This window comes from Photobacterium proteolyticum (genome assembly GCF_001939735.1).
Lineage (GTDB): Bacteria > Pseudomonadota > Gammaproteobacteria > Enterobacterales > Vibrionaceae > Photobacterium > Photobacterium proteolyticum.
The window spans coordinates 87,331-109,967 of sequence record NZ_MJIL01000055.1; the positions used below are offsets into that span (position 1 = coordinate 87,331).

21 protein-coding genes and 1 other RNA gene are annotated in these 22,637 nt (G+C 50.3%); 12 read left to right on the forward strand and 10 right to left on the reverse strand.

Going from position 1 to position 22,637, the window contains the following annotated elements:
• Positions 1-97: 97 nt before the first annotated feature.
• From BIT28_RS08200 to BIT28_RS08210, 3 genes are all read right to left on the reverse strand, one after another.
• Positions 98-1,306 (reverse strand): FAD-dependent 2-octaprenylphenol hydroxylase, encoded by a 1,209-nt coding sequence (locus tag BIT28_RS08200; RefSeq protein ID WP_075763123.1) that lies wholly within the window; start codon positions 1,304-1,306, stop codon positions 98-100.
• Positions 1,307-1,573: 267 nt separating this feature from the next.
• Positions 1,574-2,761 (reverse strand): 2-octaprenyl-6-methoxyphenyl hydroxylase, encoded by a 1,188-nt coding sequence (gene ubiH, locus BIT28_RS08205; protein ID WP_075763124.1) that lies wholly within the window; start codon positions 2,759-2,761, stop codon positions 1,574-1,576.
• A gap of 23 nt (positions 2,762-2,784) precedes the next feature.
• Positions 2,785-3,432 (reverse strand): UPF0149 family protein, encoded by a 648-nt coding sequence (locus tag BIT28_RS08210; RefSeq protein ID WP_075763125.1) that lies wholly within the window; start codon positions 3,430-3,432, stop codon positions 2,785-2,787.
• Between the two features lie 345 nt (positions 3,433-3,777).
• Here BIT28_RS08210 and zapA point away from each other — a divergent pair, with 345 nt between their 5' ends.
• The 5 genes from zapA (at position 3,778) to serA (ending at position 7,410) form a co-directional block, all read left to right on the forward strand.
• On the forward strand, positions 3,778-4,080 hold the full coding sequence (zapA, locus tag BIT28_RS08215; RefSeq protein WP_075763126.1) for a cell division protein ZapA: 303 nt from the start codon (positions 3,778-3,780) through the stop codon (positions 4,078-4,080).
• A gap of 7 nt (positions 4,081-4,087) precedes the next feature.
• A non-coding RNA gene (ssrS, locus tag BIT28_RS08220) (6S RNA) lies at positions 4,088-4,271 on the forward strand.
• Between the two features lie 94 nt (positions 4,272-4,365).
• Positions 4,366-4,968 (forward strand): 5-formyltetrahydrofolate cyclo-ligase, encoded by a 603-nt coding sequence (locus BIT28_RS08225; protein WP_075763127.1) that lies wholly within the window; start codon positions 4,366-4,368, stop codon positions 4,966-4,968.
• A gap of 290 nt (positions 4,969-5,258) precedes the next feature.
• Positions 5,259-5,918, forward strand: coding sequence for a ribose-5-phosphate isomerase RpiA (rpiA, locus tag BIT28_RS08230; RefSeq protein WP_075763128.1), 660 nt, complete (start codon positions 5,259-5,261; stop codon positions 5,916-5,918).
• Between the two features lie 262 nt (positions 5,919-6,180).
• Positions 6,181-7,410 carry a phosphoglycerate dehydrogenase gene (gene serA / locus BIT28_RS08235; RefSeq protein ID WP_075763129.1) on the forward strand — a complete coding sequence of 410 codons (1,230 nt, stop codon included), beginning with the start codon at positions 6,181-6,183 and terminating at the stop codon, positions 7,408-7,410.
• Positions 7,411-7,488: 78 nt separating this feature from the next.
• On the opposite strand, the gene BIT28_RS08240 is transcribed toward serA, so the two are convergent.
• Both BIT28_RS08240 and BIT28_RS08245 read right to left on the reverse strand, forming a co-directional pair.
• Positions 7,489-8,187, reverse strand: coding sequence for an oxidative stress defense protein (locus BIT28_RS08240; protein WP_075763130.1), 699 nt, complete (start codon positions 8,185-8,187; stop codon positions 7,489-7,491).
• A gap of 147 nt (positions 8,188-8,334) precedes the next feature.
• Positions 8,335-9,231: a LysR family transcriptional regulator ArgP gene (locus tag BIT28_RS08245; protein WP_075763131.1), complete on the reverse strand. Its 897-nt coding sequence runs from the start codon at positions 9,229-9,231 to the stop codon at positions 8,335-8,337.
• Between the two features lie 130 nt (positions 9,232-9,361).
• On the opposite strand from BIT28_RS08245, the gene BIT28_RS08250 reads away from it, so the two are divergent.
• Together BIT28_RS08250 and BIT28_RS08255 are read left to right on the forward strand one after the other, a co-directional pair.
• Complete coding sequence (locus tag BIT28_RS08250; RefSeq protein ID WP_075763132.1) at positions 9,362-9,994, forward strand: LysE/ArgO family amino acid transporter; 633 nt, start codon at positions 9,362-9,364, stop codon at positions 9,992-9,994.
• The gene (locus BIT28_RS08255; RefSeq protein ID WP_075763133.1) at positions 9,987-10,508 is read left to right on the forward strand and encodes a YbaK/EbsC family protein; all 522 of its coding nucleotides are present in this window, start codon (positions 9,987-9,989) and stop codon (positions 10,506-10,508) included. The genes BIT28_RS08250 and BIT28_RS08255 overlap by 8 nt, the downstream gene beginning before the upstream one ends.
• A 165-nt stretch (positions 10,509-10,673) precedes the next feature.
• Here the strand turns inward: BIT28_RS08255 and mscS are convergent, their stop codons facing one another.
• The 5 genes from mscS to tkt all read right to left on the reverse strand — a co-directional run bounded on the left by mscS (position 10,674) and on the right by tkt (position 17,640).
• Positions 10,674-11,570 carry a small-conductance mechanosensitive channel MscS gene (mscS, locus tag BIT28_RS08260; protein WP_089153667.1) on the reverse strand — a complete coding sequence of 299 codons (897 nt, stop codon included), beginning with the start codon at positions 11,568-11,570 and terminating at the stop codon, positions 10,674-10,676.
• 262 nt (positions 11,571-11,832) lie between these two features.
• Complete coding sequence (fbaA, locus tag BIT28_RS08265) at positions 11,833-12,909, reverse strand: class II fructose-bisphosphate aldolase (protein WP_075763134.1); 1,077 nt, start codon at positions 12,907-12,909, stop codon at positions 11,833-11,835.
• Between the two features lie 140 nt (positions 12,910-13,049).
• Positions 13,050-14,213 carry a phosphoglycerate kinase gene (locus BIT28_RS08270; protein WP_075763135.1) on the reverse strand — a complete coding sequence of 388 codons (1,164 nt, stop codon included), beginning with the start codon at positions 14,211-14,213 and terminating at the stop codon, positions 13,050-13,052.
• Between the two features lie 76 nt (positions 14,214-14,289).
• On the reverse strand, positions 14,290-15,345 hold the full coding sequence (gene epd, locus BIT28_RS08275) for an erythrose-4-phosphate dehydrogenase (protein WP_075763136.1): 1,056 nt from the start codon (positions 15,343-15,345) through the stop codon (positions 14,290-14,292).
• Between the two features lie 297 nt (positions 15,346-15,642).
• Positions 15,643-17,640, reverse strand: a complete 1,998-nt coding sequence (gene tkt, locus BIT28_RS08280) for a transketolase (protein WP_075763137.1) — start codon at positions 17,638-17,640, stop codon at positions 15,643-15,645.
• Between the two features lie 401 nt (positions 17,641-18,041).
• Between tkt and metK the strand changes: the two genes are divergently transcribed.
• The 5 genes from metK (at position 18,042) to gshB (ending at position 22,547) form a co-directional block, all read left to right on the forward strand.
• Positions 18,042-19,196 carry a methionine adenosyltransferase gene (gene metK / locus BIT28_RS08285; protein WP_075763138.1) on the forward strand — a complete coding sequence of 385 codons (1,155 nt, stop codon included), beginning with the start codon at positions 18,042-18,044 and terminating at the stop codon, positions 19,194-19,196.
• A 138-nt stretch (positions 19,197-19,334) separates the two neighbouring features.
• Entirely contained in the window at positions 19,335-19,814 is a 480-nt protein-coding gene (locus BIT28_RS08290; protein WP_075763139.1) for a SprT family zinc-dependent metalloprotease, read from the forward strand.
• 118 nt (positions 19,815-19,932) lie between these two features.
• On the forward strand, positions 19,933-20,637 hold the full coding sequence (locus BIT28_RS08295; protein ID WP_075763140.1) for an endonuclease: 705 nt from the start codon (positions 19,933-19,935) through the stop codon (positions 20,635-20,637).
• 201 nt (positions 20,638-20,838) lie between these two features.
• Entirely contained in the window at positions 20,839-21,570 is a 732-nt protein-coding gene (gene rsmE, locus BIT28_RS08300; RefSeq protein ID WP_075763141.1) for a 16S rRNA (uracil(1498)-N(3))-methyltransferase, read from the forward strand.
• A 29-nt stretch (positions 21,571-21,599) separates the two neighbouring features.
• Positions 21,600-22,547 carry a glutathione synthase gene (gene gshB, locus BIT28_RS08305; RefSeq protein ID WP_075763142.1) on the forward strand — a complete coding sequence of 316 codons (948 nt, stop codon included), beginning with the start codon at positions 21,600-21,602 and terminating at the stop codon, positions 22,545-22,547.
• Positions 22,548-22,637 lie beyond the last annotated feature (90 nt).

The following is a 22,637-nucleotide window of genomic DNA, read 5'->3' on the forward strand; positions in this document are numbered from 1 at the left end:
CAAAATGTGATCAAAAAAATCCCTACGAATTAGCGACAAACAAAAACCGCCTCAAACGAGACGGTTTATTCTGCTAGCAATACCGGCATGGAATCAGTTAGTGCCTGGCTAAGTCCGGTAACTCTCCGGATAATCCCAGCGCCCGGCGCATAAATTCATCTTTCACCCCCGGCGCTTTATCGGCGATAAGCATACCGATGTCACGCACCAGTTTCTTGGCCGGGTTACTGCCATCAAACAGATCGCGGAACGCCTGCATCGCGGTGATCATTTTAGCCGCCTCGGCCTTGCGCCAACGCTCGTACTGACGCAGGTTCGCTTTCTTGCCGATATCCTGCTCTTGCAGCCACAGCGCCTTCAGTTCTTGCGCCAGACTGGCCGCATCAAGCAAGCCCAGGTTGACTCCCTGGCCGGCCAGCGGATGAATGGTATGGGCCGCATCACCAACCAGCGCCACCCGTTCACGGACAAAGTCGCGGGCATAGCGCATTTTCAGCGGAAAGGCCTGACGATCACCCTCCACCTTGCACAAGCCTAACCGGTGATCAAAGGCGGCGGTCAGGGTCTTGTTAAACTCCTCATCAGACAGCGCACAAAGCTGCTCGGCATCCTGTGGGGACACTGACCAGACAATTGAGCACAAGTCACTGTCCGGCAACGGCAGAAAGGCTAATGGTCCCTGTGGACGGAAGATCTGACGAGCCGTTTGCTCATGGGGTTCTGAACATCGAATATTGGCAACAATGGCACTGTGGCCATAGTCCCAGTGAGTCAATGGAATATCGAGCTGCTGCCGCAGCCACGAATTGGCACCGTCGGCACCGACAACCAGCTTGGCCGTCAGGCTCTGGCCCGACTCGAGACTCAGCCAGGCTTCACTTTCGCCAAAGGCAATATTCTGACAGCGCTCGGGAGCCAGTACCGTCACATTAGGCAACTGCTGTACTCGTTCTAGCAAGGCCAGCTGAATCACCCGGTTCTCGACAATATGCCCCAGGTTTGGCTGGGCCAGACGTTCGGCATCGAAGTCGATGCTGGCAAAGCTATCCTGCTCCCACACCTGCATCTTGCTATACGGGCTCAGGCGACGTGCTTCAATCCCCGGCCAAGCCCCGACGCGTTGCAAAATACGCTCACTGGCCCGGCTGAGGGCTGAAACACGCAAATCCGGTAATGGTTCAAGCGTCTGCTCCGGCAATCGGCCTTCAATGACCGCCACTCGCAACTCTGTGTCAGCGAGCGCAGCGGCCAGCGTCAAGCCAACCATTCCACCGCCAATAATGGCAACATCTACACTTTGCATCATTATACCAATTCCATAAATTATCTAACCATTCAGAACACCACAGGGAACCTAGTTCAAGGATAGCGATTGATAGAAGAGTGGTTCTCTTTTGAAATCGCTAGACACAGAAATTGGCTTCCTGTGGTGTTCCCTTTGGGCGAGTTTAAAATACTTTTATACTGCGTTAATAAATTTCAATTTAGAGCCACTAGATTTTCAATTTATCTCCTTGTCTAAAAGCATTTTAACTCTCGCTGAATTAATCAGATAATTAATGGATTTGGTATTTTATCTTTCTACCTGTCCCATAGCCCGCCGTACCAGCGGAGCTTTTAATGTATTGCATAGGCTCATTGCCATCAGGCCGCTATTTCTCCCAACAACCAGAGGCAAACTGCTGTTGGCAAAAAGACTGACCAGGCCCGCCGTCATAGTGACGGTCGCTTCCCGGTCTGGAGTGCGGCGCTGACGATATCGGCTCAACACCTTCACACTGCCGGGCTCTTCCCCGGCCTCAAGGCCATTGGCGATCTCTTCGGCCAGTGTCATCACATCTCGTAGCCCGAGATTAAACCCCTGCCCGGCAATCGGATGGAGTGTTTGCGCAGCATTCCCAACCACGGCTACGCGATGGGAGGTTAGCTGACGTGCCTGACGCAGCAGCAGCGGATAAGCACAGCGGGCGCCAGTTTTGACCAGCTGTCCGAGTCGCCAGCCAAAGGCCTTCTGCAATTCAATCAAAAACTGCTCATCGCTCCAGTCCATGACCTTGCGCTGATCTTCTGGGCGGATACACCACACCAGCGAACTGCGACCTTCAGACATCGGCAACAACGCAACAGGCCCATAGGGTGTAAAGCGCTCAAACGCACGCCCCTGGTGGGCTTCCGCCGTGGTGATATTGGCAATAACCGCAACCTGCTCAAAATCATATTCACTACGCCCGATCCCCAACATGTCACAGCACGCCGACAGAGCACCGTCTGCCGTGACCAACAGTTTGCCCGTGATCTTATCGGCCTGATCCAACGTCAGCGAAACCGTCTCCTGGCTGCGTTCGATGTCCGTGATAACCGCCGGGCAGAGCAGCTCAACCTGCTCCAGCTCACCCAGCTGCTTGTGCAGTAACGCTCCGGCATCTGCCAGCTCTATCACGTAACCAAGTGCATCCACAGCTTCTTCGCTGGCATCGACATGAACTATACCGGCATGCCCCTGATCAGAAACATGAATATGCGAAATCGGTGTTGCAACTTCTGCCATCGGCGACCAGACACCAATATCCTGCAGAATATTGGCCGATCCTAACGATAGCGCGATGCTCCGGGCATCGTAGCCCGGGTGTTGATCCAGTTTTGGTGCAACCGCTTCGACGACTGCTATTTTCAGCTGGCTCTTGCTCAGTGCATTAAGTGCAATTGCCAGTGTTGCGCCAGCCATTGCCCCACCAGCAATGACCACATCATACTGCTTCACATCCAGCCCCTTCGCGTATCAAATTAATGCAGTGTTGGCTTATCACCCTGGCCGATCCCCGGGATAGCAGGCTCTTCAACCGCACCTGGTCGCTGGCTAAGCTCAACCAGGCAGGTCAGTACACACTCCGGCACATAGGCAACTACATTATCAAACAACTGTGCCTGCTCGGACATATCGTCGTCTTCGTCGATACCAAGCTGGGAGATCTCCTCCAGTACCGATACCGCCTCGGTAACCTCAGGTGACAGTTTGGCTTTCTCCAGCCCCATCAGCCCCAGTCCCGAGATAAAATTGGTTGTCCACTCGCTCAATGCCTCGGCACGCACCATAAGATCAGCGTCACCAGCAGGGAGCAGCAGCGACACAGAAAACTCGGCATCAGCCAGCTCCGCAGCCGTTGAAGTAAACAATGTTTTAGCCAACAGCCCCATTTCAGCAGACACGGCATCAAACACGGCGCGAACTGCCGTTTTTGCACCATCGGTTAAAGGTGCGCCCTCGTTGGCGTAGTCACAGACCGGTCCCACCCAGCTTTCATCATCCACCGCCATACCGCCGCAGACCATCCCGCTCAGCAAACCGTGAAGCTCTGATGGCGTCACTGCCAGACCGTGATCTTTCAGTGCTGCTTCAACAACATTATATGCAGGTAATTTAACATCGCTCATGGGTCTTTCACCTTAATTTCATTGGTGCCAATCTCAATTGTGTTATGCTAACACTTAGCCTACGAACAGGCTAATAACCTGATAACAATTCAATAGATCGCCTATGCCGACTGGATACAATAACGCGGGTTGGCGTTTTTGGCCGGACATTTCGCGATATCAGTTCCAGATCGCTTCCCGTTATACGAGCACTTGGTGATGATCTGGCTAGTCAGTAACCATTTGCGGCAAAGCGTGATGAGCAAGCTTGCATGTTGAATAGGCTTTTTCTATATTTAGCCACCTATCGCGTATCGCAAGCGGAATGCCATATTAGCTATCTGGCACGGAGCAGATTAGAAGTTTATGAGTACTCAGGCAGTTGAAATTCAAGTAATGGGCCGTATCCTACGGGTAAACTGCCCGACCGGTCAGGAGGATGCGCTTCGCGAGGCGGCAAAAGATTTTGACCAGCGCCTGAAGGATCTCTCCGAACGAACCAATATTAGTAACATCGAGCAGCTGTTGATGTTTACCGGACTGAATATCTGTAACGAGCTGCACAGCGAACGTAAAGAACAACAAGGCACTGATTCAAATTTATCCAATCGAATCAGTGAACTAGCAGAAAGTTTGGATAAAGCATTGCAAAATCAACCAAAGCGTTGATAATAAATTGACCCTGGGGTGTACGTCAGTGAATTAACGTCCCCGAGCCGATAAGCAAATACCCAGGATCAGCTTTTTATTAGCTATTGAGCATGCTCAGCCCGTACTGAGAAGCCTGCGGTTAATGTTGCTGATCCACCTTGAACGTCTGGTTCAAGGGCCACAATTCGCAACGGCACCTTGGGGCATACCTTCTCCAGATTATGAGAACCGAGTTAGCAGCAACTCGTCTGTCACCAACTCGCTTCTTCTATACTCAGAACACCCTCAGTCATTGGATGACCTATGAGACTACCTGTTCAGCCATCATCTCCACGTCAGCACATTCGTCAACACGTCCGTTTGCTTCGCCGTGCCCTAAGCCCTGAACAGCAACAACACGATGCCCAGGAACTGCTCGTCCGGTTCCAGCAACTACAAACGGTTATTGATGCACACCATATCGCCCTGTATTTATCCAATGACGGCGAAATAGATACCCAGCCCCTGATTAACTGGCTATGGGAACACGGCAAGCAGGTTTACCTGCCCGTCCTGCACCCTTTTAGCAAAGGACACCTGCTGTTTCTCCATTACACCGCGGCCACCCCTATGGCGCTAAACAAATATAAAATCCAAGAGCCCGTGCTGGATATCCGCCTGGTCAAACCCGCCAACGAACTGGATCTGATCTGTACCCCGCTGGTTGCTTTCGACAACACTGGCCAACGCCTGGGCATGGGTGGCGGCTATTATGATCGCACGCTAAGCCGCTGGCACTATGAAAAGCAGGGACCGCGCCCGCTAGGCTTGGCCCATGACTGCCAGCAAGTCAACAATCTGCCCTTTGAAGCCTGGGATGTCCCCCTGCCGGAAATTCTCACCCCGTCTTACCACTTTACCTGGTAGACGATACCTTCAGAAAAATTAACTGGCTGCTGCCTTTTTCAGCAACTTCCGCCTACTTGCGCAAACGTTTGGCTTTTTGCGTGCCACAACGATCAATGCTAACCTTATGTTATTAATAGCTTTATGTTTTATGATGTTACGAACAGCGAACTTCGTCAAAGAATTGGCCTGACGCAGCAAGCCCAGTTAGCTATAATCAGCGCTTCGCGCAACGTGATACCAAACTGAACAATCATCTGGCCGATCAGATAATTGTTCAGTTTGGTATTAGTCATCACTAGGAGAAAGGCATGACACAAGATGAAATGAAAAAAGCTGCTGGCTGGGCTGCTCTGGACTACGTAAAGAAAGGCAGCATTGTAGGTGTAGGCACAGGCTCAACCGTTAATCACTTCATCGATGCTCTGGAAACCCGTAAAGAAGAAATCAAAGGTGCAGTTTCAAGCTCTGTCGCTTCGACTGAGCGCCTTGAGCAAATCGGCATTCCGGTACTGGATGCAAACGAAGTCTCCAGCCTAGACGTGTATGTCGATGGTGCTGACGAAATCAACGGCGAGTACGACATGATCAAAGGCGGCGGTGCTGCCCTGACTCGCGAAAAGATCGTTGCCGCCATTGCCAAGAAGTTTATCTGTATCGTTGACGATACCAAGCAAGTCGACGTGCTGGGCCAGTTCCCGCTACCTGTCGAAGTGATCCCGATGGCCCGCTCATACATTGGCCGCGAACTGGTGAAACTGGGTGGTGATCCGGTATATCGCGAAGGCGTGGTGACCGATAACGGCAACATCATCCTGGATGTACACAACATGCAAATCACCAACCCCAAAGAGCTGGAAGACCAGATCAATGCCCTTCCGGGCGTAGTCACTGTTGGCTTGTTCGCCCACCGTGGTGCAGACGCACTGCTGGTCGGTTCTCCTGACGGCGTGAAAAAGTTCGAAAAATAAACCTGTTAGCGTAATTGCTTCGCTGGTTTATGTTATTTGATTACAAAACGGCATAATTTATGCCGTTTTTTATTATCTATATTGTAATATTCTTACCCTTACTGGTTATTTTTTGATACTTTAATATCAGCATGTAGCAATCGTTTGAGTTAACGCCAGGCCTTATCAGCATGCAGGAAAATAGCCTCACTTCATCTTTCCTGCCAGAAAGCTGGTTTCCCGCCTGTATGCCTAGACTCATGTTTTTAAGGATGAGAACCCAATGGCTAAAGTTTCACTGGATAAAGAAAAGATTAAAATTCTCTTGTTAGAAGGTGTTCACCCTTCTTCAATTGAAGTTTTACAGCACGCTGGCTATACCAATATCGAATACCATAAAGGCTCTCTGGCGGGAGAAGAACTGCTGGAAGCAATTAAAGATGCCCACTTTGTTGGCATTCGATCCCGTACTCAGCTGACAGAAGACGTTTTTAGTGCTGCAAAGAAACTGATTGCCGTGGGTTGTTTCTGTATCGGAACCAACCAGGTTGACCTGCAAGCCGCAACCAAGCGAGGGATCCCTGTTTTCAATGCCCCGTTCTCGAACACCCGTAGTGTTGCCGAGCTCGTTCTGGGCGAAATCCTGCTGCTTCTTCGCGGAATCCCGGAAAAGAACGCCAAGGCACACCGCGGCGAGTGGCAGAAATCAGCAGACCATTCCTTCGAGGCCCGCGGCAAGCGCCTGGGTATTATCGGCTATGGTCACATCGGTACCCAGCTGGGTATCCTGGCAGAAAACCTCGGTATGAAAGTCTATTTCTATGATATCGAGAACAAGCTTTCGCTGGGCAACGCCACTCAGGTTCGCTCAATGACCGAACTACTGAACAAGTGTGACGTGATCAGCCTGCATGTACCCGAAACACCGGAAACCCAGGATATGATGGGAGCCGAAGAATTTGCCCGCATGAAACCCGGCGCCATCTTCATCAATGCAGCCCGTGGTACTGTGGTTGAAATTGACTCGCTCTGCAGCGCGCTGGAAAGCAAGCACATTGCCGGTGCTGCGATCGATGTGTTCCCGACCGAACCAAAAACCAATAGCGACCCGTTTGAGTCACCGTTGGCGAAGTTCGATAATGTGCTGCTGACACCGCACATCGGTGGTTCGACCCAGGAAGCTCAGGAAAACATCGGGGTTGAAGTGGCCGGCAAGCTGGCAAAATATTCTGACAATGGCTCAACGCTATCAGCCGTCGGCTTCCCGGAAGTGTCCCTGCCGGAGCACCGTGATTGTTCCCGCGTACTGCACATCCACGAAAACCGCCCGGGCATTTTGAATCAGATCACCACTATCTTTGCCTCAGAAGGTATCAACATTGCCGCCCAGTACCTGCAGACAGGCCCTGAAATCGGCTACGTGGTTATCGATGTAGAAACAGAGCGTGCCGAAGAAGCACTGACAAAGCTCAAGGTCATCGACGGTACGATCCGCGCACGTCTTCTGCACTAATAATGACAGCGCAGCTTCAATAACGAAAAGGAGAGCACTCGCTCTCCTTTTTGCTGCTCAAAGCACAGAGGAAAGGACTTATTCCTCCAGCTTAAAGACGACTTCGACACGGTCTCGAATAGTGATCTGCGCATCCTGATAGGTCGCAGCAGTCTCGGGCGCAGCATCCATCGCCATACGCATCATCACAGGCCTTGGATGGCTCACCTGATAGGTAATTCGCCACACTCCGTCAATTTTTTCACCAAACCCTTTCGCCAACGATTCCGCCTTCTCCTTCGCATCTTTTATGGCTGCCTGTCGCGCCTGCTCGACATATTCAGCTTCGTTGCTGACCTTAAGCTGGATGTTGTTGATCCGGTTGATACCGTCACCCAGCGCGTTATCAAGATAGGTATTCAACTGCTCAAGATCACGTACCGTAACGGTAATATGGCGGCTGGCACGATAACCGGTAAGCTCAGGCTTTTTATCTTTCGGATAGTGATATTGCGGCTGCAAACTGATATTGGCACTCTGAATATCGCCTCGCTCGACGCTCTTGGCCTGCAAACGCTCGACAAATGCCGTAACGGCTTTATCGACGGCCAGCTTGGCTTCTTTTGCCGTACCGCGTACCTCTTCAACCGCAACCGAAAACTCAGCCATATCAGGTTGTGCCGTTACCTCGCCACTACCTATTGTTTCGAGGTGTGGCACGGTTACATTGGCTGCGGCCGTACCAGCAAAACCCAATGCGCTACATCCTAATACCACCGCTAATAGTTGCTTTTTCATAAGGCTACCCTAGTTAGTTATACCGTCTAATCTGACCGTTGTTCTGTTTCGACAACAAGGTGGGGAAAAATATCCCCCAAAGCTCAAAAATTTTGCACGTCGTTTTATTTTTATATTTATCAGCATCCCTGACCAGCTCCTAACTATCTACTGCGGCAGTACATTACGGGCACACGCGGTTAGCTGCTGCGACAGTTCGGTCAATAGACCGCTTTCCAGAGCCCAATGATGCCAGTACATACGGCGGGTCAGAAATATCTCCGGCGTCACATTGACCAACATGCCACTATCCAGCTCCTGCTGGATCTGGATCCTCGGGATCAGGCAGTAGGCAATGCCCTCTACCGCCATTCTGACAAACGCCTCGGACGATCTCACCGTGTGCGTCACCACGCTGCCAAGCGGCAAGTTAAAATGCTGATGGACGAAGCGTTCATGCATGTCATCGTGCTGATCAAAGGCCACTCCCGGCGCGGCCAGCAACCTGTCCCGGGTTACCCCGCCAGCAAAGTATTTATTGGCAAAGTCCGGGCTGGCCACACACAGAAAGTCGACCCGACCGAGGTAATCGGCCATACAGCCCGGCAGCGAACTGGCCTCCATACTGATCGCACCGACCACCTCGCCGCTACGAAGTTTGTCCAGGGTTCTGGCCTCATCCTCCACCAGCAAGTTGAGTGCTATCCGGCGCGATTTCAACAGCGGACTCAATGCCGGTAGCAACCAGGTCGCCAGACTATCAGCATTGGTGGCCAGCGAGACTGACAACGGCTGGCTGCTGTCATCCGGAGTGATCTCCGGCAACAGCTCCTGTTCCAGCAACCGTACCCGGCGATAAAGGCCAAGCATTTTCTGCCCTGCCGGTGTCGGTCTCGGCGGTTGCTCGCGCACCAACATAGGCTGGGCCATCAGCTTTTCTAACTGCTTGATCCGTTGAGATACCGCCGACTGGGTAATACACAAATGCTCTGCCGCCCGCTCAAAGCCCCGCTGTGAGATCACTGCATCCAAGGCTTCGATCCAACGGTAATCCAACCCACGCATTGTCACTCCTTGCCTTCATTAGAAAGTCTAATAATAGATAAATTTTATTAGTTGTACTTAATCCTACTGCCAAGAGTAAGCTGGCGCCATCAGAAACCGCCGTTAATTAATCTTTTAGGAACAAGAACAAATGAGTATGTGGGTGTTATTACAAGGATTTGGCTTGGGTGCTAGCATGATCATCCCGATCGGAGCACAAAATGCGTATGTATTAAACCAAGGCATCAAACGCAACCACCACCTGACAACGGCAACAGTCTGTAGTATCTGCGATGTTATTTTTATTAGCCTGGGGATCTTCGGCGGTGGGGCACTGCTATCAAGCAATGAAACCTTGTTACTAGGTGTCACCTTAGGAGGCATAGCCTTTCTCACCCTGTACGGCACCATGTCGTTAAAAAGTGCCCTTGCATCAGCCGATCATCAGGAAAAGCAGGCTGAAATGATTGCCCGAGGCCGGCGCGGAGTCATTCTCGGTGCCCTTGCCGTAACGGTACTTAACCCACATTTGTACTTAGATACTGTGGTTATACTGGGGTCTATCGGTGGCCAGTTCGAGGGGCATGAGCGTATCGCGTTTGCCGCCGGCACTATCATGGCGTCCTTCGTCTGGTTCTACAGCCTATCGATTGGCGCCGCCAAGCTTGGCCCGACACTGTCAAAGCCCCGGGTAAAACGGACGATTGACTGTCTGGTTGCCGCTATGATGTTTTTTATTGCAGCCCACCTGGCTCACGGTTTATGGGAGACTTACCTTGGCTAACGCATCCGCCGCTTCCCTGGAAGCAATTTATCAACAAAACTTAACTCTATTCAGCCAAACCGGCGTGGACTATCAGTCATGGCAACATGCCCCTATTCTCGACTTCGAAACTGACGCCCGTATCGCCGAAGAGCTGGGCTGGACAGCTGCGCCAACCAAAAGCTTATTTATGAAAGTCAAAGGTGGCGGTTACTGCCTGCTGCTGACACATCGTGACAGCCGGCTCGACAGCAAACTGGTCAAGCAGTTACTGGGCAAGCGGGTTTCTGTCTGCAACAATGAAGAGATGGTCGAAGCTATCGGCTGCGAACCCGGCGCAGTATGTCCGTTCGCCCTGCCGGAAGACGTTAAGATCCTGGTTGACCAGGTTGTGTTCAGCTATCCGGAGCTGATGTTCACACCGGGTAAACCTGATTTCACTTTTGCTTTTGATTCCTCATCCCTGATGAGGCTGCTGGAAGCATTGCCAAACACGGTGATCATGCTGCCGGAACGAGAAACCGAGCAGGCATAACTAGGCTACAGTCCCCTCGCCGCGATTAAAACGCTGTTATCTCGAACAAAACTTAACCACGAAAGATCAACACGCCCTAGCAGTTTTTCGGATTAAAAACGCGAAGAGAGACGCAGATAAAGAAATGGAGCCATGAGGCTCCATTTTTATGTTCGGTCAGTTTGATTAACTGCCGATTTTGTTGAGATGCACATCCATCTGTGGATATGGAATGCCGATATTTTCCTTATCCAGCTCTTCTTTGATTGCTTGCAGCAAGTCAAAATAGACTCCCCAATAATCATCTGTCTTCACCCAGGGGCGCACAGCAAAGTTTACCGAAGAATCAGCCAGTGTCAGTACACCAATTGTTGGTGCCGGATCTTTCAAAATACGGTCTTCGGCTTCAATCACCCGGGTCAGTACGGCTTTGGTATGTTTCAGATCTGCGTCATAAGACACGCCAATCACAAGGTCGATACGGCGGGTTGCATGCCGCGAGTAGTTAGTGATGGCACCACCAATGACAGACGAGTTCGGGACGACAACCATCTTATTATCCGGTGTATTCAAAATGGTTGAGAACACCTGAATAGACTCTACCGATCCGGAAACACCGCCGATTTCGACAAAATCACCGGACTTGAACGGACGGAAAGCGACAATCAACACACCGGCGGCAAAGTTTGACAGCGACCCCTGCAGGGCCAGGCCGACAGCAAGACCTGCGGCACCGATCACTGCAACAACAGAAGCAGTCTGCACCCCAATTCGCCCAAGAGCGGCAATCAGCACAATCACAAACAATAGATAGCGTACTAGCGAGTGCAGAAACTCGACAACCGCTTCATCCATGTCTTTCTTACGCAGCACCTTGGCTACACCATTGGCAATCCCCTTCGTGATCATGTTACCAATGAACAAAATCAGTAAGGCGGAAAGAATATTCACCCCATACTGGATCAGCAGCTCCTGGTTATCGGCCACCCAAGTACCCGCATTCAAGACGCCGTTGGTTAACTCATTATCCTTAATAGTTTCGACAACGGTATCCGTCACGGTTTCAGCCACACTTTCACTCATACTTATCTCTTCCTGCTAATGCTGTTTCTTATTCCACAATGGGTTACGGATGCATAAATAAACTTAGCCCCAAAGCAAATCCCTCTGCCGTCACCACTATAACTGCGTTTTTTAGTGTGAGGCAATCGTCTGCGGGCAGGATAATACTCCTAACGATGTCCGGCACCAACAGAAAATAGCTCTGATAAACAAAGTCCCACAACGAAAAAAGCCCGCTAATGCGGGCTTTTCAATCATTGTGACTTTAGCGTCAGACGTTAAATTATAGTACGTCGATTGCGTTAAGGTCAGCGAATGCTTTCTCAAGGCGAGCAACCATAGAAGCCTGGCCAGCACGTAGCCATACGCGTGGGTCGTAGTACTTCTTGTTTGGTGCATCTTCACCAGTTGGGTTACCAATCTGGCCCTGCAGGTAATCAAAGTTGTCTGCAGAGTAAGCACGGATACCGTCCCAAGTCGCCCACTGAGTATCAGTATCGATGTTCATCTTGATTACACCGTAGCCGATTGACTCTTGGATTTCAGCTTCAGTTGAGCCAGAACCACCGTGGAATACGAAGTTTAGCGCGTTAGCTGCTATACCGAATTTCTCTGCACAATGTGCCTGAGAGTCACGTAGGATAGTTGGAGTCAGTACAACGTTACCTGGCTTGTATACACCGTGTACGTTACCGAAAGATGCAGCGATAGTGAAACGGTGGCTAACAGCGTTCAGCTTCTCGTATGCATAAGCAACATCTTCTGGAGAAGTGTATAGCTCAGACTGATCCATGTCAGTGTTGTCTACGCCGTCTTCTTCACCACCAGTACAACCTAGTTCGATTTCTAGTGTCATACCCATCTTTTCCATGCGCTCTAGGTACTGAGCACAGATTTCGATGTTCTCTTCCAGAGACTCTTCAGAAAGGTCAATCATGTGAGAAGAGAATAGAGGCTTGCCAGTTTGAGCGAAGAACTCTTCACCGGCAGTTAGTAGACCGTCGATCCAAGGAAGCAGTTTCTTAGCCGCGTGGTCAGTGTGAAGAATTACTGGCACACCGTAAGACTCAGCGATAGCGTGTACGTATTTTGCACCAGCTACAGCACCTTTGATCTGTGCTTCCTGACCTTCAAGTTTCAGGCCTTTACCAGCGAAGAATGCAGCACCGCCGTTAGAGAACTGAACAACAACTGGCGCTTTAACTTTAGCAGCAGCTTCTAGTACAGCGTTGATAGAATCAGTGTTAACTACGTTAACCGCTGGAAGAGCAAATTTGTTCTCTTTTGCTACTTCAAAAACTTTCTGTACGTCATCGCCAGAAATAACACCAGGTTTTACGAAATCGAAGATCTTAGACATAACAATAGTCCTATTTACCTTGTTGTCTGTATTAAATATAAATCTTTGCAAACGTTTGCTACTGGGCAAGTATTCTATAAAAACTTGATCTAATTCACAATCGTTTATCGGCCGGGAGACAGGCTCCCGGCCCAAATTAATTAAGCTTTTGCACGCTCTTCTAGCATAGCAACTGCTGGTAGTACTTTACCTTCAACAAACTCAAGGAATGCACCGCCACCTGTAGAGATGTAAGAAACGTCAGCCTTGATACCGAACTTGTCGATTGCAGCTAGCGTGTCACCACCACCCGCGACAGAGAAACCTTCAGATTCTGCGATTGCTTTAGAAATACCCGCTGTACCTGCTTCGAAGTTCTTGAACTCGAATACGCCAACTGGACCGTTCCAAAGAATAGTCTTCGCGTTGCCGATAATTTCAGCAAGCGCTGCAGTTGAATCTGGACCTAGGTCGAAGATCATGTCGTCGTCAGCAACTTCAGAAACGTGCTTGATTTCAGCTTCTGCGTTTTCGTCGAATGCTTTCGCACATGCAACGTCAGTTGCAACTGGTATAGAGCACTCTTTCATTAGTTTTTGAGCAGTTTCAACTAGGTCTGCTTCGTACAGTGATTTACCAACGTTATGGCCTTCAGCTGCAATGAAAGTGTTCGCGATGCCGCCACCAACAACCAGTTGGTCAGCAACTTTAGATAGAGACTCAAGAACAGTCAGTTTAGTTGATACTTTAGAACCACCAACGATAGCAACTAGCGGACGCTCTGGGTTGTCCATTGCTTTACCTAGTGCTTCAAGTTCAGCCGCAAGTAGAGGACCTGCACATGCTACAGGGGCGTAAGTACCTACACCGTGAGTAGATGCCTGGGCACGGTGAGCAGTACCGAATGCATCCATTACAAAGATGTCACAAAGTGCAGCGTACTTCTTAGATAGTTCTTCTTCGTTCTTCTTCTCGCCTTTGTTGAAGCGAACGTTTTCAAGAACAACCAGCTCACCAGTGTTTAGTTCAAGGCCGTCCAGGTAGTCTTTCGCTAGTTTTACGTCACAATCCAGTGCGTCGTTTAGGTAGTTAACTACAGGAGCTAGAGAGAACTCTTCTGCATATTCGCCTTCAGTCGGACGACCCAGGTGAGAAGTAACCATTACTTTAGCGCCAGCTTCCAGGCAACGCTTGATAGTTGGCAGAGATGCAAGAATACGTGCATCAGAAGTTACTTTACCGTCTTTTACTGGTACGTTCAGGTCAGCACGGATAAATACGCGTTTACCTGCTAGTTCCAGGTCAGTCATCTTGATTACAGACATGGTTTGTCCTCTCAACATTGATTAATTTAAAGTCAAAGTTTTGTCGGCCCGGCGTCACTGCCAGGCCCAATAATTCTTACAGCTTTTCTGCTGTCGCCACGCAATGTTCGGTTGCGTGCATGGCCAACGCGGTATCTAACATCCGGTTGGCAAATCCCCATTCGTTATCACACCATACCAGCAGCTTGAGTAAATGCTGGTTACTGACACGGGTCTGGGTGCCATCAACAATCGCGCTATGGGGATCGTGATTGAAGTCTATTGAGACAAGTGGTGCTTCGGTGTAATCCACGATAGAGGCTAATGTACAACGAGATGCCTCTGCCAGTGATTGATTTACGTCATTAACTTTCACATTTGTTTTAACTGTGACACTTAAATCCATCGCCGTGACGTTAATTGTCGGTACGCGCACAGAGATCGCTTCAAATTTGTCAGAAAATTTCGGAAAAATACGACCAATTCCAAGATGAAGTTTAGTATCGACTGGAATAATTGACTGACTTGCTGCGCGGGTACGGCGTAAATCGGAGTGGTAGGCATCAATGACCTGCTGGTCATTCATTGCAGAGTGGATGGTAGTAATTGTGCCGGACTCTATGCCGAAGGCGTCATCCAGTACCTTGATAACCGGGACAATACAGTTGGTTGTACAGGAACCGTTGGAGACAATGCGGTGCTCTGGCTTGAGCGAATCCTGGTTCACACCATAAATAATGGTATTGTCGATGTCATTATCGGCCGGATGGGAAAATAACACCTTGCCGGCCCCCGCCTTAATGTGCGCCTCGCCATCAGCGCGAGTGCCAAAAATACCGGTACAGTCGAGGACGATATCAACATCGAGATCCTGCCACGGTAACAGGTGTATCTCGGACTGGTGCAGAATGCGGATGCTGTCCTGTTCGCCATTTTCATGGGCAATAAAAAGGTGCTCCTGGTCATGGCTGACAGGCTTTTGAAAGCGTCCATGGCTGGTGTCATATTGCAGCAGATGAGCCATTGCTTCTGGCTCAGCCAACTCGTTGACTGCCACGACTTTAATCTGGTGATGTTTGCCGCTCTCGTACAATGCGCGAAGCACACTGCGACCGATACGGCCAAATCCATTAATTGCGACTTTAAGTGTCATATCCGTGCTACATAATTACTAAGCCGCGTTAGTGTATACCAAGCTTCGTTCAGAATCACCCTAATTGTGACAGCTATCACCACACAGACAAAAAACAGATTAAGATCATATAGATAATTAGAAAAAACAGCCGAAAAAAGCACTGATTCATGCCATCAGATAGCATTTTTTACCTGTTTTAAACACAAAAAAGGCCTCCAGAGGAGGCCTTTTTTTCATTCTTCGAAATTAATCACTATGTGGTGTGATTCTTGTGCGTAAAGCCACAGCTCGAAAAATAATGCTCGTCGCTCTTGGTTATGCCAAAAGCTCTTTCGCTGTCTCTACAACATTGTCGACCGTAAAGCCAAACATCTTGAACAGCTCACCAGCAGGTGCAGACTCGCCGAAGGTCGTCATACCGATAATACGGCCGTCGAAACCAACGTACTTGTACCAGAAATCAGCAATACCCGCTTCAATCGCGATGCGTGCTGTTACATCTGATGGCAGAACGGCTTCACGGTAAGCTGCATCTTGCTTGTCGAATGCATCTGTTGACGGCATAGAGACAACACGTACTTGCTTACCTTCAGCTGTTAGCTGTGCTGCAGCTTCTACTGCTAGCTCAACTTCAGAACCGGTTGCAATCAGGATCAGCTCAGGCTTGCCTGCACTGTCTTTCAGGATGTAGCCACCCTTAGCAATGTCAGCAACCTGCGCTGCGGTACGCTCTTGCTGAGCCAGGTTCTGGCGCGAGAAGATCAGTGATGACGGGCCGTCTTTACGCTCGATAGCCAGCTTCCAGGCCACTGCAGATTCAACCTGATCACATGGACGCCATGTGCTCATGTTCGGCGTCAAACGCAGAGAAGCAATTTGCTCAACAGGCTGGTGAGTCGGACCATCTTCACCCAGACCAATTGAATCGTGCGTGTAAACCTGGATGTTCTGCACTTTCATCAGTGCCGCCATACGCATAGCGTTACGTGCGTACTCCATGAACATCAGGAAGGTTGCGCCATATGGTACGAAGCCGCCGTGCAGCGCAATACCGTTCATGATGGCTGTCATACCGAACTCACGTACACCGTAGTGGATGTAGTTGCCCGATGCATCGTCCGCTGTCAGTGACTTCGAACCAGACCACATCGTCAGGTTAGAAGGCGCAAGGTCAGCAGAGCCGCCCATGAATTCTGGAAGCATTTGACCAAAGGCTTCCAGAGCGTTTTGGGATGCTTTACGTGATGCGATGTTCGCAGGATTTGCCTGAAGATCAGCAATAATAGCGTTCGCTTTCTCTTCCCACTCGGCTGGCAGATCGCCGTTTACACGACGCTTATACTCAGCCGCCAACTCTGGGTGAGCTGCCGCGTACGCGTCAAATTTTGTGTTCCATGCCGTTTCTTTCGCAGCACCGGCTTCTTTGGCATCCCACTCTGCTGCGATGTCAGCCGGGATTTCAAACGGACCGTGGTTCCAGCCCAGGAATTCGCGTGCCGCTGCGATTTCGTCATGACCAAGAGGCGCACCGTGACAGTCATGCGAGCCCGCTTTGTTTGGTGAACCAAAACCAATGATGGTCTTGGTACAAATCAGTGTCGGACGACCTGTGTCTGCTTTCGCCGCTTCGATTGCAGCATTGATAGCTTCCGGATCGTGACCGTCAACAGCCGGGATTACATGCCAGCCATAAGATTCGAAACGCTTAGGCGTATCGTCAGAGAACCAGCCATCCACTTCACCGTCAATTGAGATGCCGTTGTCATCCCAGAAGGCAATCAGTTTGCCAAGACCAAGGGTACCGGCAAGCGAGCACGCCTCGTGAGAGATACCTTCCATCAGACAGCCATCGCCCATAAACACGTAAGTGTGGTGGTCGACAATGTCATGGCCTTCACGGTTGAACTGTGCCGCCAGTGATTTTTCTGCCAGCGCCATACCTACGGCATTGGTAATCCCCTGACCCAGCGGACCCGTTGTCGTCTCAACACCCGGCGCATAGCCATATTCAGGGTGGCCCGGTGTTTTTGAATGCAGCTGACGGAAGTTTTTCAGATCGTCGATAGACAGATCATAACCTGTCAGATGAAGCAGAGAGTAAATCAGCATTGAACCGTGGCCGTTTGACAGAACAAAACGGTCGCGATCAGCCCACTGTGGGTTCTGTGGGTTGTGGTTCATGTGGCCACGCCACAGGACTTCAGCGATATCTGCCATCCCCATAGGTGCACCAGGGTGGCCAGAGTTGGCTTGTTGAACACCATCCATGCTCAGGGCGCGGATTGCATTAGCAAGATCTTTACGAGAAGACATGTCTGCTCCAGAAATTCGTAGACTGTTGTATTGTAGTTATTTACCAATCTGTAACTGCGGTAAATTAACCTAGATTCGGCGGGCGGGTATTGTCGCAAAGTCTGCCCCCGGACTGCAAACGTTTTCCTGAAGAAAATGAGCTCTATTTCAATAAGCTGCCATCCTCTACATTTGCAATTTTGACGTTAAGACCCTGAAAAGGTAAACGATTGCCTTTGCGATACATCTATCACCTTACTATTCACAGTGTTGATTTTAAGTCTGATATAGGTATTATGGCCGTCTAGACGGAGGTAGCTCTATACATTCAAACGTATATCCATATGCGTTTTTCTTATGAAAGCCTTTTATTTCAGAGCACCTTGTTATCAATATTCAGCCAAATAAGAGTGAGTGTACGCATGTCAAAGCACCTGTTTACTTCTGAGTCCGTATCAGAAGGTCATCCGGATAAAATTGCCGATCAGATTTCTGATGCAGTACTGGATGCGATCCTGGAACAAGACCCAAAAGCACGTGTTGCGTGTGAAACTTACGTAAAAACCGGCATGGTTATGGTAGGCGGTGAAATTACCACCTCTGCCTGGGTTGATATCGAAGAAATTACCCGTCAAACAGTGCGTGAAATCGGCTATGTCCACTCAGACATGGGCTTTGATGCCAACTCTTGTGCCGTACTGAGCGCTATCGGCAAGCAGTCGCCGGACATCAACCAGGGTGTTGACCGTGAAGACCCCCGCGATCTGGGTGCTGGTGACCAGGGCATCATGTTCGGCTACGCGACCAACGAAACTGACGTGCTAATGCCAGCACCGGTTACCTATGCTCACCGCCTTGTAGAGCGTCAGGCTAAAATCCGTAAGAACGGCACCCTGCCATGGCTACGTCCGGATGCAAAAAGCCAGGTAACTTTTGCTTACGACCAAGGCAAGATTGTTGGTATTGATGCCGTTGTTCTTTCTACCCAGCACTGTGACAGCATCGAACTGCCAGTTCTGCAGGAAGCGGTAATGGAAGAAATCATCAAGCCGGTACTGCCTTCTGAGTGGCTGAACAAAGAAACCAAATTCTTCATTAACCCAACCGGCCGTTTCGTTATTGGTGGCCCAATGGGTGACTGTGGTCTGACGGGTCGTAAGATCATCGTTGATACCTACGGTGGTGCAGCACGCCACGGTGGTGGCGCATTCTCTGGTAAAGATCCATCGAAAGTTGACCGCTCTGCAGCCTACGCGGCACGCTACGTAGCGAAAAACATCGTTGCGGCTGGCCTTGCTGATCGTTGTGAAATTCAGCTTTCATACGCTATCGGTGTTGCTGATCCAACATCTATCATGGTTGAGACGTTCGGTACCGAGAAAGTCTCTCACGACGTTATCGTTGAAGCGGTACGCCAGCACTTCGACCTACGTCCATACGGCCTGATCGAAATGCTTGATCTGCTACAGCCTATCTACCAGAAGACGGCAGCCTACGGCCACTTCGGTCGTGAAGAGTTTCCTTGGGAAGCTACCGACAAAGCAGAAATGCTACGCGACTTCGCTAACATTAAGTAAGCGACAACGCACTGATTCTAAAAAGGAAGCTTCGGCTTCCTTTTTTGTTGTCTGTAGAACAGGGGTTCTGCACTTATTGTCGCCCTCTCCCAAACTCTTTATACTTCCCCCCACTCCACCAGCCACACACAGCAATTCATGTCATCACTCCAGTCCCAAGTTATCGCCAAAGTCGAGCACTGTATCGCGTATGCCAACCAAAGGCTCAACAAGCGCCTGCCCATGCCGGCAGTCAGTTTTAAACAACGGGGAAAAATAGCTGGCAGTGCCCGCTTACAGAGCTGGGAAGTGCGCTTTAATCCCGTTTTGCTGGAAGAAAACCCTCAGGCATTTCTCAGCGAAGTGGTTCCCCACGAAATTGCCCACCTGGTGACCTTCAGGCTATTTGGCAAAGTACGCCCGCACGGCCGAGAATGGCAAATCATCATGACCGAGGTCTTTGGAGTACCGGCACGAACTACCCACAGCTTTGATGTCTCTTCGGTGCAAGGGGCCATCTACCTCTACCGATGCGGTTGCAGCGAGCACCAACTCACCATTCGTCGTCACAACAAAGTACAGCGAAAACAGGCGACCTATCACTGTCGGCGCTGCCAACACCCACTACAGGCGGTTTAACAAAGGCACCAGCTTCTAAGCAAGAATGTAATTTTCTATTTTAAAAAGAGTGAACTGCTTCTAAAAACTACATTCAGTGATAGTCTTGTCAGATAGCGTTCTAACACTAAGACATCACATGCAGTGTAATTTTAAATGGCTTGGCATCGGGCTCCTGTTTCCGGCCGTCGTAATGGCCGCTCCCCCTTCTTCATTTAGCAAAGCAAAGAAACTCGCGGTGGGCATTTATCAGGATCACCCTGTCAGCTTCTACTGCGGCTGTGACATTGAATGGCACGGTAAAAAAGGTATCCCGGACTTAGAGAGCTGCGGCTACCAGGTACGCAAACAGCAAAAGCGAGCCAGCCGTATTGAATGGGAGCACGTGGTTCCGGCCTGGCAGTTCGGACACCAGTTGCAATGCTGGCAAGATGGCGGACGCAAAAAGTGCGGTAAGGATCCGAGGTTTCGTACTATGGAGGCCGATCTTCACAACCTAACCCCGACCGTCGGAGAAGTTAACGGCGACCGCTCGAATTACAACTTCCGCCCCTGGAACGGGCAAAAAGGCGCTTACTATGGCCAGTGCGAAATGAAAGTTGACTTTAAAGGCCGCCGTGCCGACCCGCCCGCTTCGGCACGAGGGGCCATTGCGCGGATCTATCTGTATATGAGTGACGAATACCCCTTCCGCCTGTCGAGCCAGCAGCGCAAGCTCATGGAAGCCTGGAACCGGCAATACCCGGTCACAGCCTGGGAATGTGAGCGGGACAGAAGAGTTGCCGATATTCAGTATAACAACAACCCTTATGTACTGAGGGCCTGTCAAAACCAAGGGCTATAATCACTTACTTCTTTATCAATAAAAACAGTATTACCATTTATCTGGTAATACTGTTTTACCGATAAGAAATCCTCCCCCAACCTTGTATTTTCCCCTCCCTGCATCCATGTACTAAATAGCGATACAGAACTCACAACTGCATTCACAACCAGAGTTGATATAATGCAACGAGATAATGACTAACAGGTTATTGAGATAGCCATGAGAATCCCACGAATTTACCACCCAGAGCGACTTCCCGAACAAGGAAAGATCATGCTCAGCGATGATGCAGCCAACCACGTCGGCCGTGTCATGCGCATGCAGACAGGTCAGGAAGTGCTGCTGTTTGACGGCAGTGATGCCGAATTTCCCGCTGTGATCACCAACGCCAGCAAGAAAAGCGTTGAGGTCGAGATTCAAAACCGCCGCGAGAACAGTGTCGAGTCTCCGTTGAATATCCACCTTGGCCAGGTTATCTCGCGGGGTGAAAAAATGGAGTTCACCATCCAGAAGTCGGTCGAGCTGGGAGTAATGACCATCACCCCGCTGATTTCCGAGCGCTGCGGGGTCAAGCTGAACGCCGAACGCTTTGAGAAAAAACTGGCCCAATGGCAGAAAATTGCCATCAGTGCCTGTGAGCAATGCGGCCGCAATACCGTACCGGAAATTCGCCCGGTCATGAAGCTGGAAGACTGGTGTGCCGAAGAGTATGACGGACTAAAACTGAACCTGCACCCACGTGCCAGCTACTCGATTAACACCCTGCCGGAACCCGTGACCAAAGTACGTTTGCTCATTGGGCCGGAAGGCGGCCTGTCTGCAGAAGAAATCAGCATGACAGAGCAATACAAATTCGATGAAATATTACTCGGACCGCGAGTTCTGCGTACCGAAACCACGGCGATGACTGCAATCACCGCACTACAAGTCCGCTTTGGCGACTTAGGCTAACCAAGCCAACGACTGACTAGGAGAACGAAATGATCAAACTGGGTATCGTGATGGATCCGATCGAATCCATCAACATTAAAAAAGATTCCAGCTTTGCCATGATGATGGAAGCGCAGCGTCGTGGCTGGGAAATCCATTATATGGAAATGAACGACCTCTCACTGGAACAAGGCAAGGCCGTTGCCCGTACCCGTGTGGTTAGCCTGAAAGAAGATCCAAATGGCTGGTACGAATTTCACAACGAGCAGGAAATCTCCCTGTCCGAGCTGGATGCCGTACTGATGCGTAAAGATCCGCCTTTTGATACCGAATATATTTATGCAACCTATATTCTTGAGCGTGCCGAAAGCGAAGGTGCCCTGATCGTCAACGAGCCCCGCAGCCTGCGCGACTGCAATGAAAAATTGTTTACGGCCTGGTTCCCGGATCTGACGCCGACCACTGTCGTCACCCGCCGTGCCGACAAGATCAAGGCCTTCCACCAGGAGCACGGCGATGTGATCCTGAAGCCACTTGACGGTATGGGCGGCTCATCCGTCTTCCGGGTGATGAAAAACGATCCGAATGTATCTGTGATCATCGAGACACTGACCAACCACGGCCAGAACTACTGCATGGCACAAACCTTTGTGCCGGATATCAGCAACGGTGACAAACGCATTCTGGTGGTTGACGGCGAGCCAATGCCATATTGCCTGGCCCGGATCCCGGCCAAGGGCGAAACCCGCGGCAACCTGGCAGCAGGTGGTCGGGGTGAAGCCCGTCCAATCAGCGAGACCGATCGTAAAATTGCAGAAACCGTTGCCCCGGTGCTAAAAGAAAAAGGCCTGATTTTTGTCGGTCTTGATGTCATCGGCGACAAGCTCACCGAGATCAACGTCACCAGTCCGACGTGTATTCGTGAAATCGAAGCTGCCTTCGATATCTCAATCACCGGCAAACTGATGGATGCCATTGAGCGCCGTGTAAACGCTTAATTAAGCACGTTAATATAAACGCAGCCTGTAAACTGGGCTGCGTTTTTTTACGTATCCCAAAATGTTACGTATAAGACGTAAATACCATTT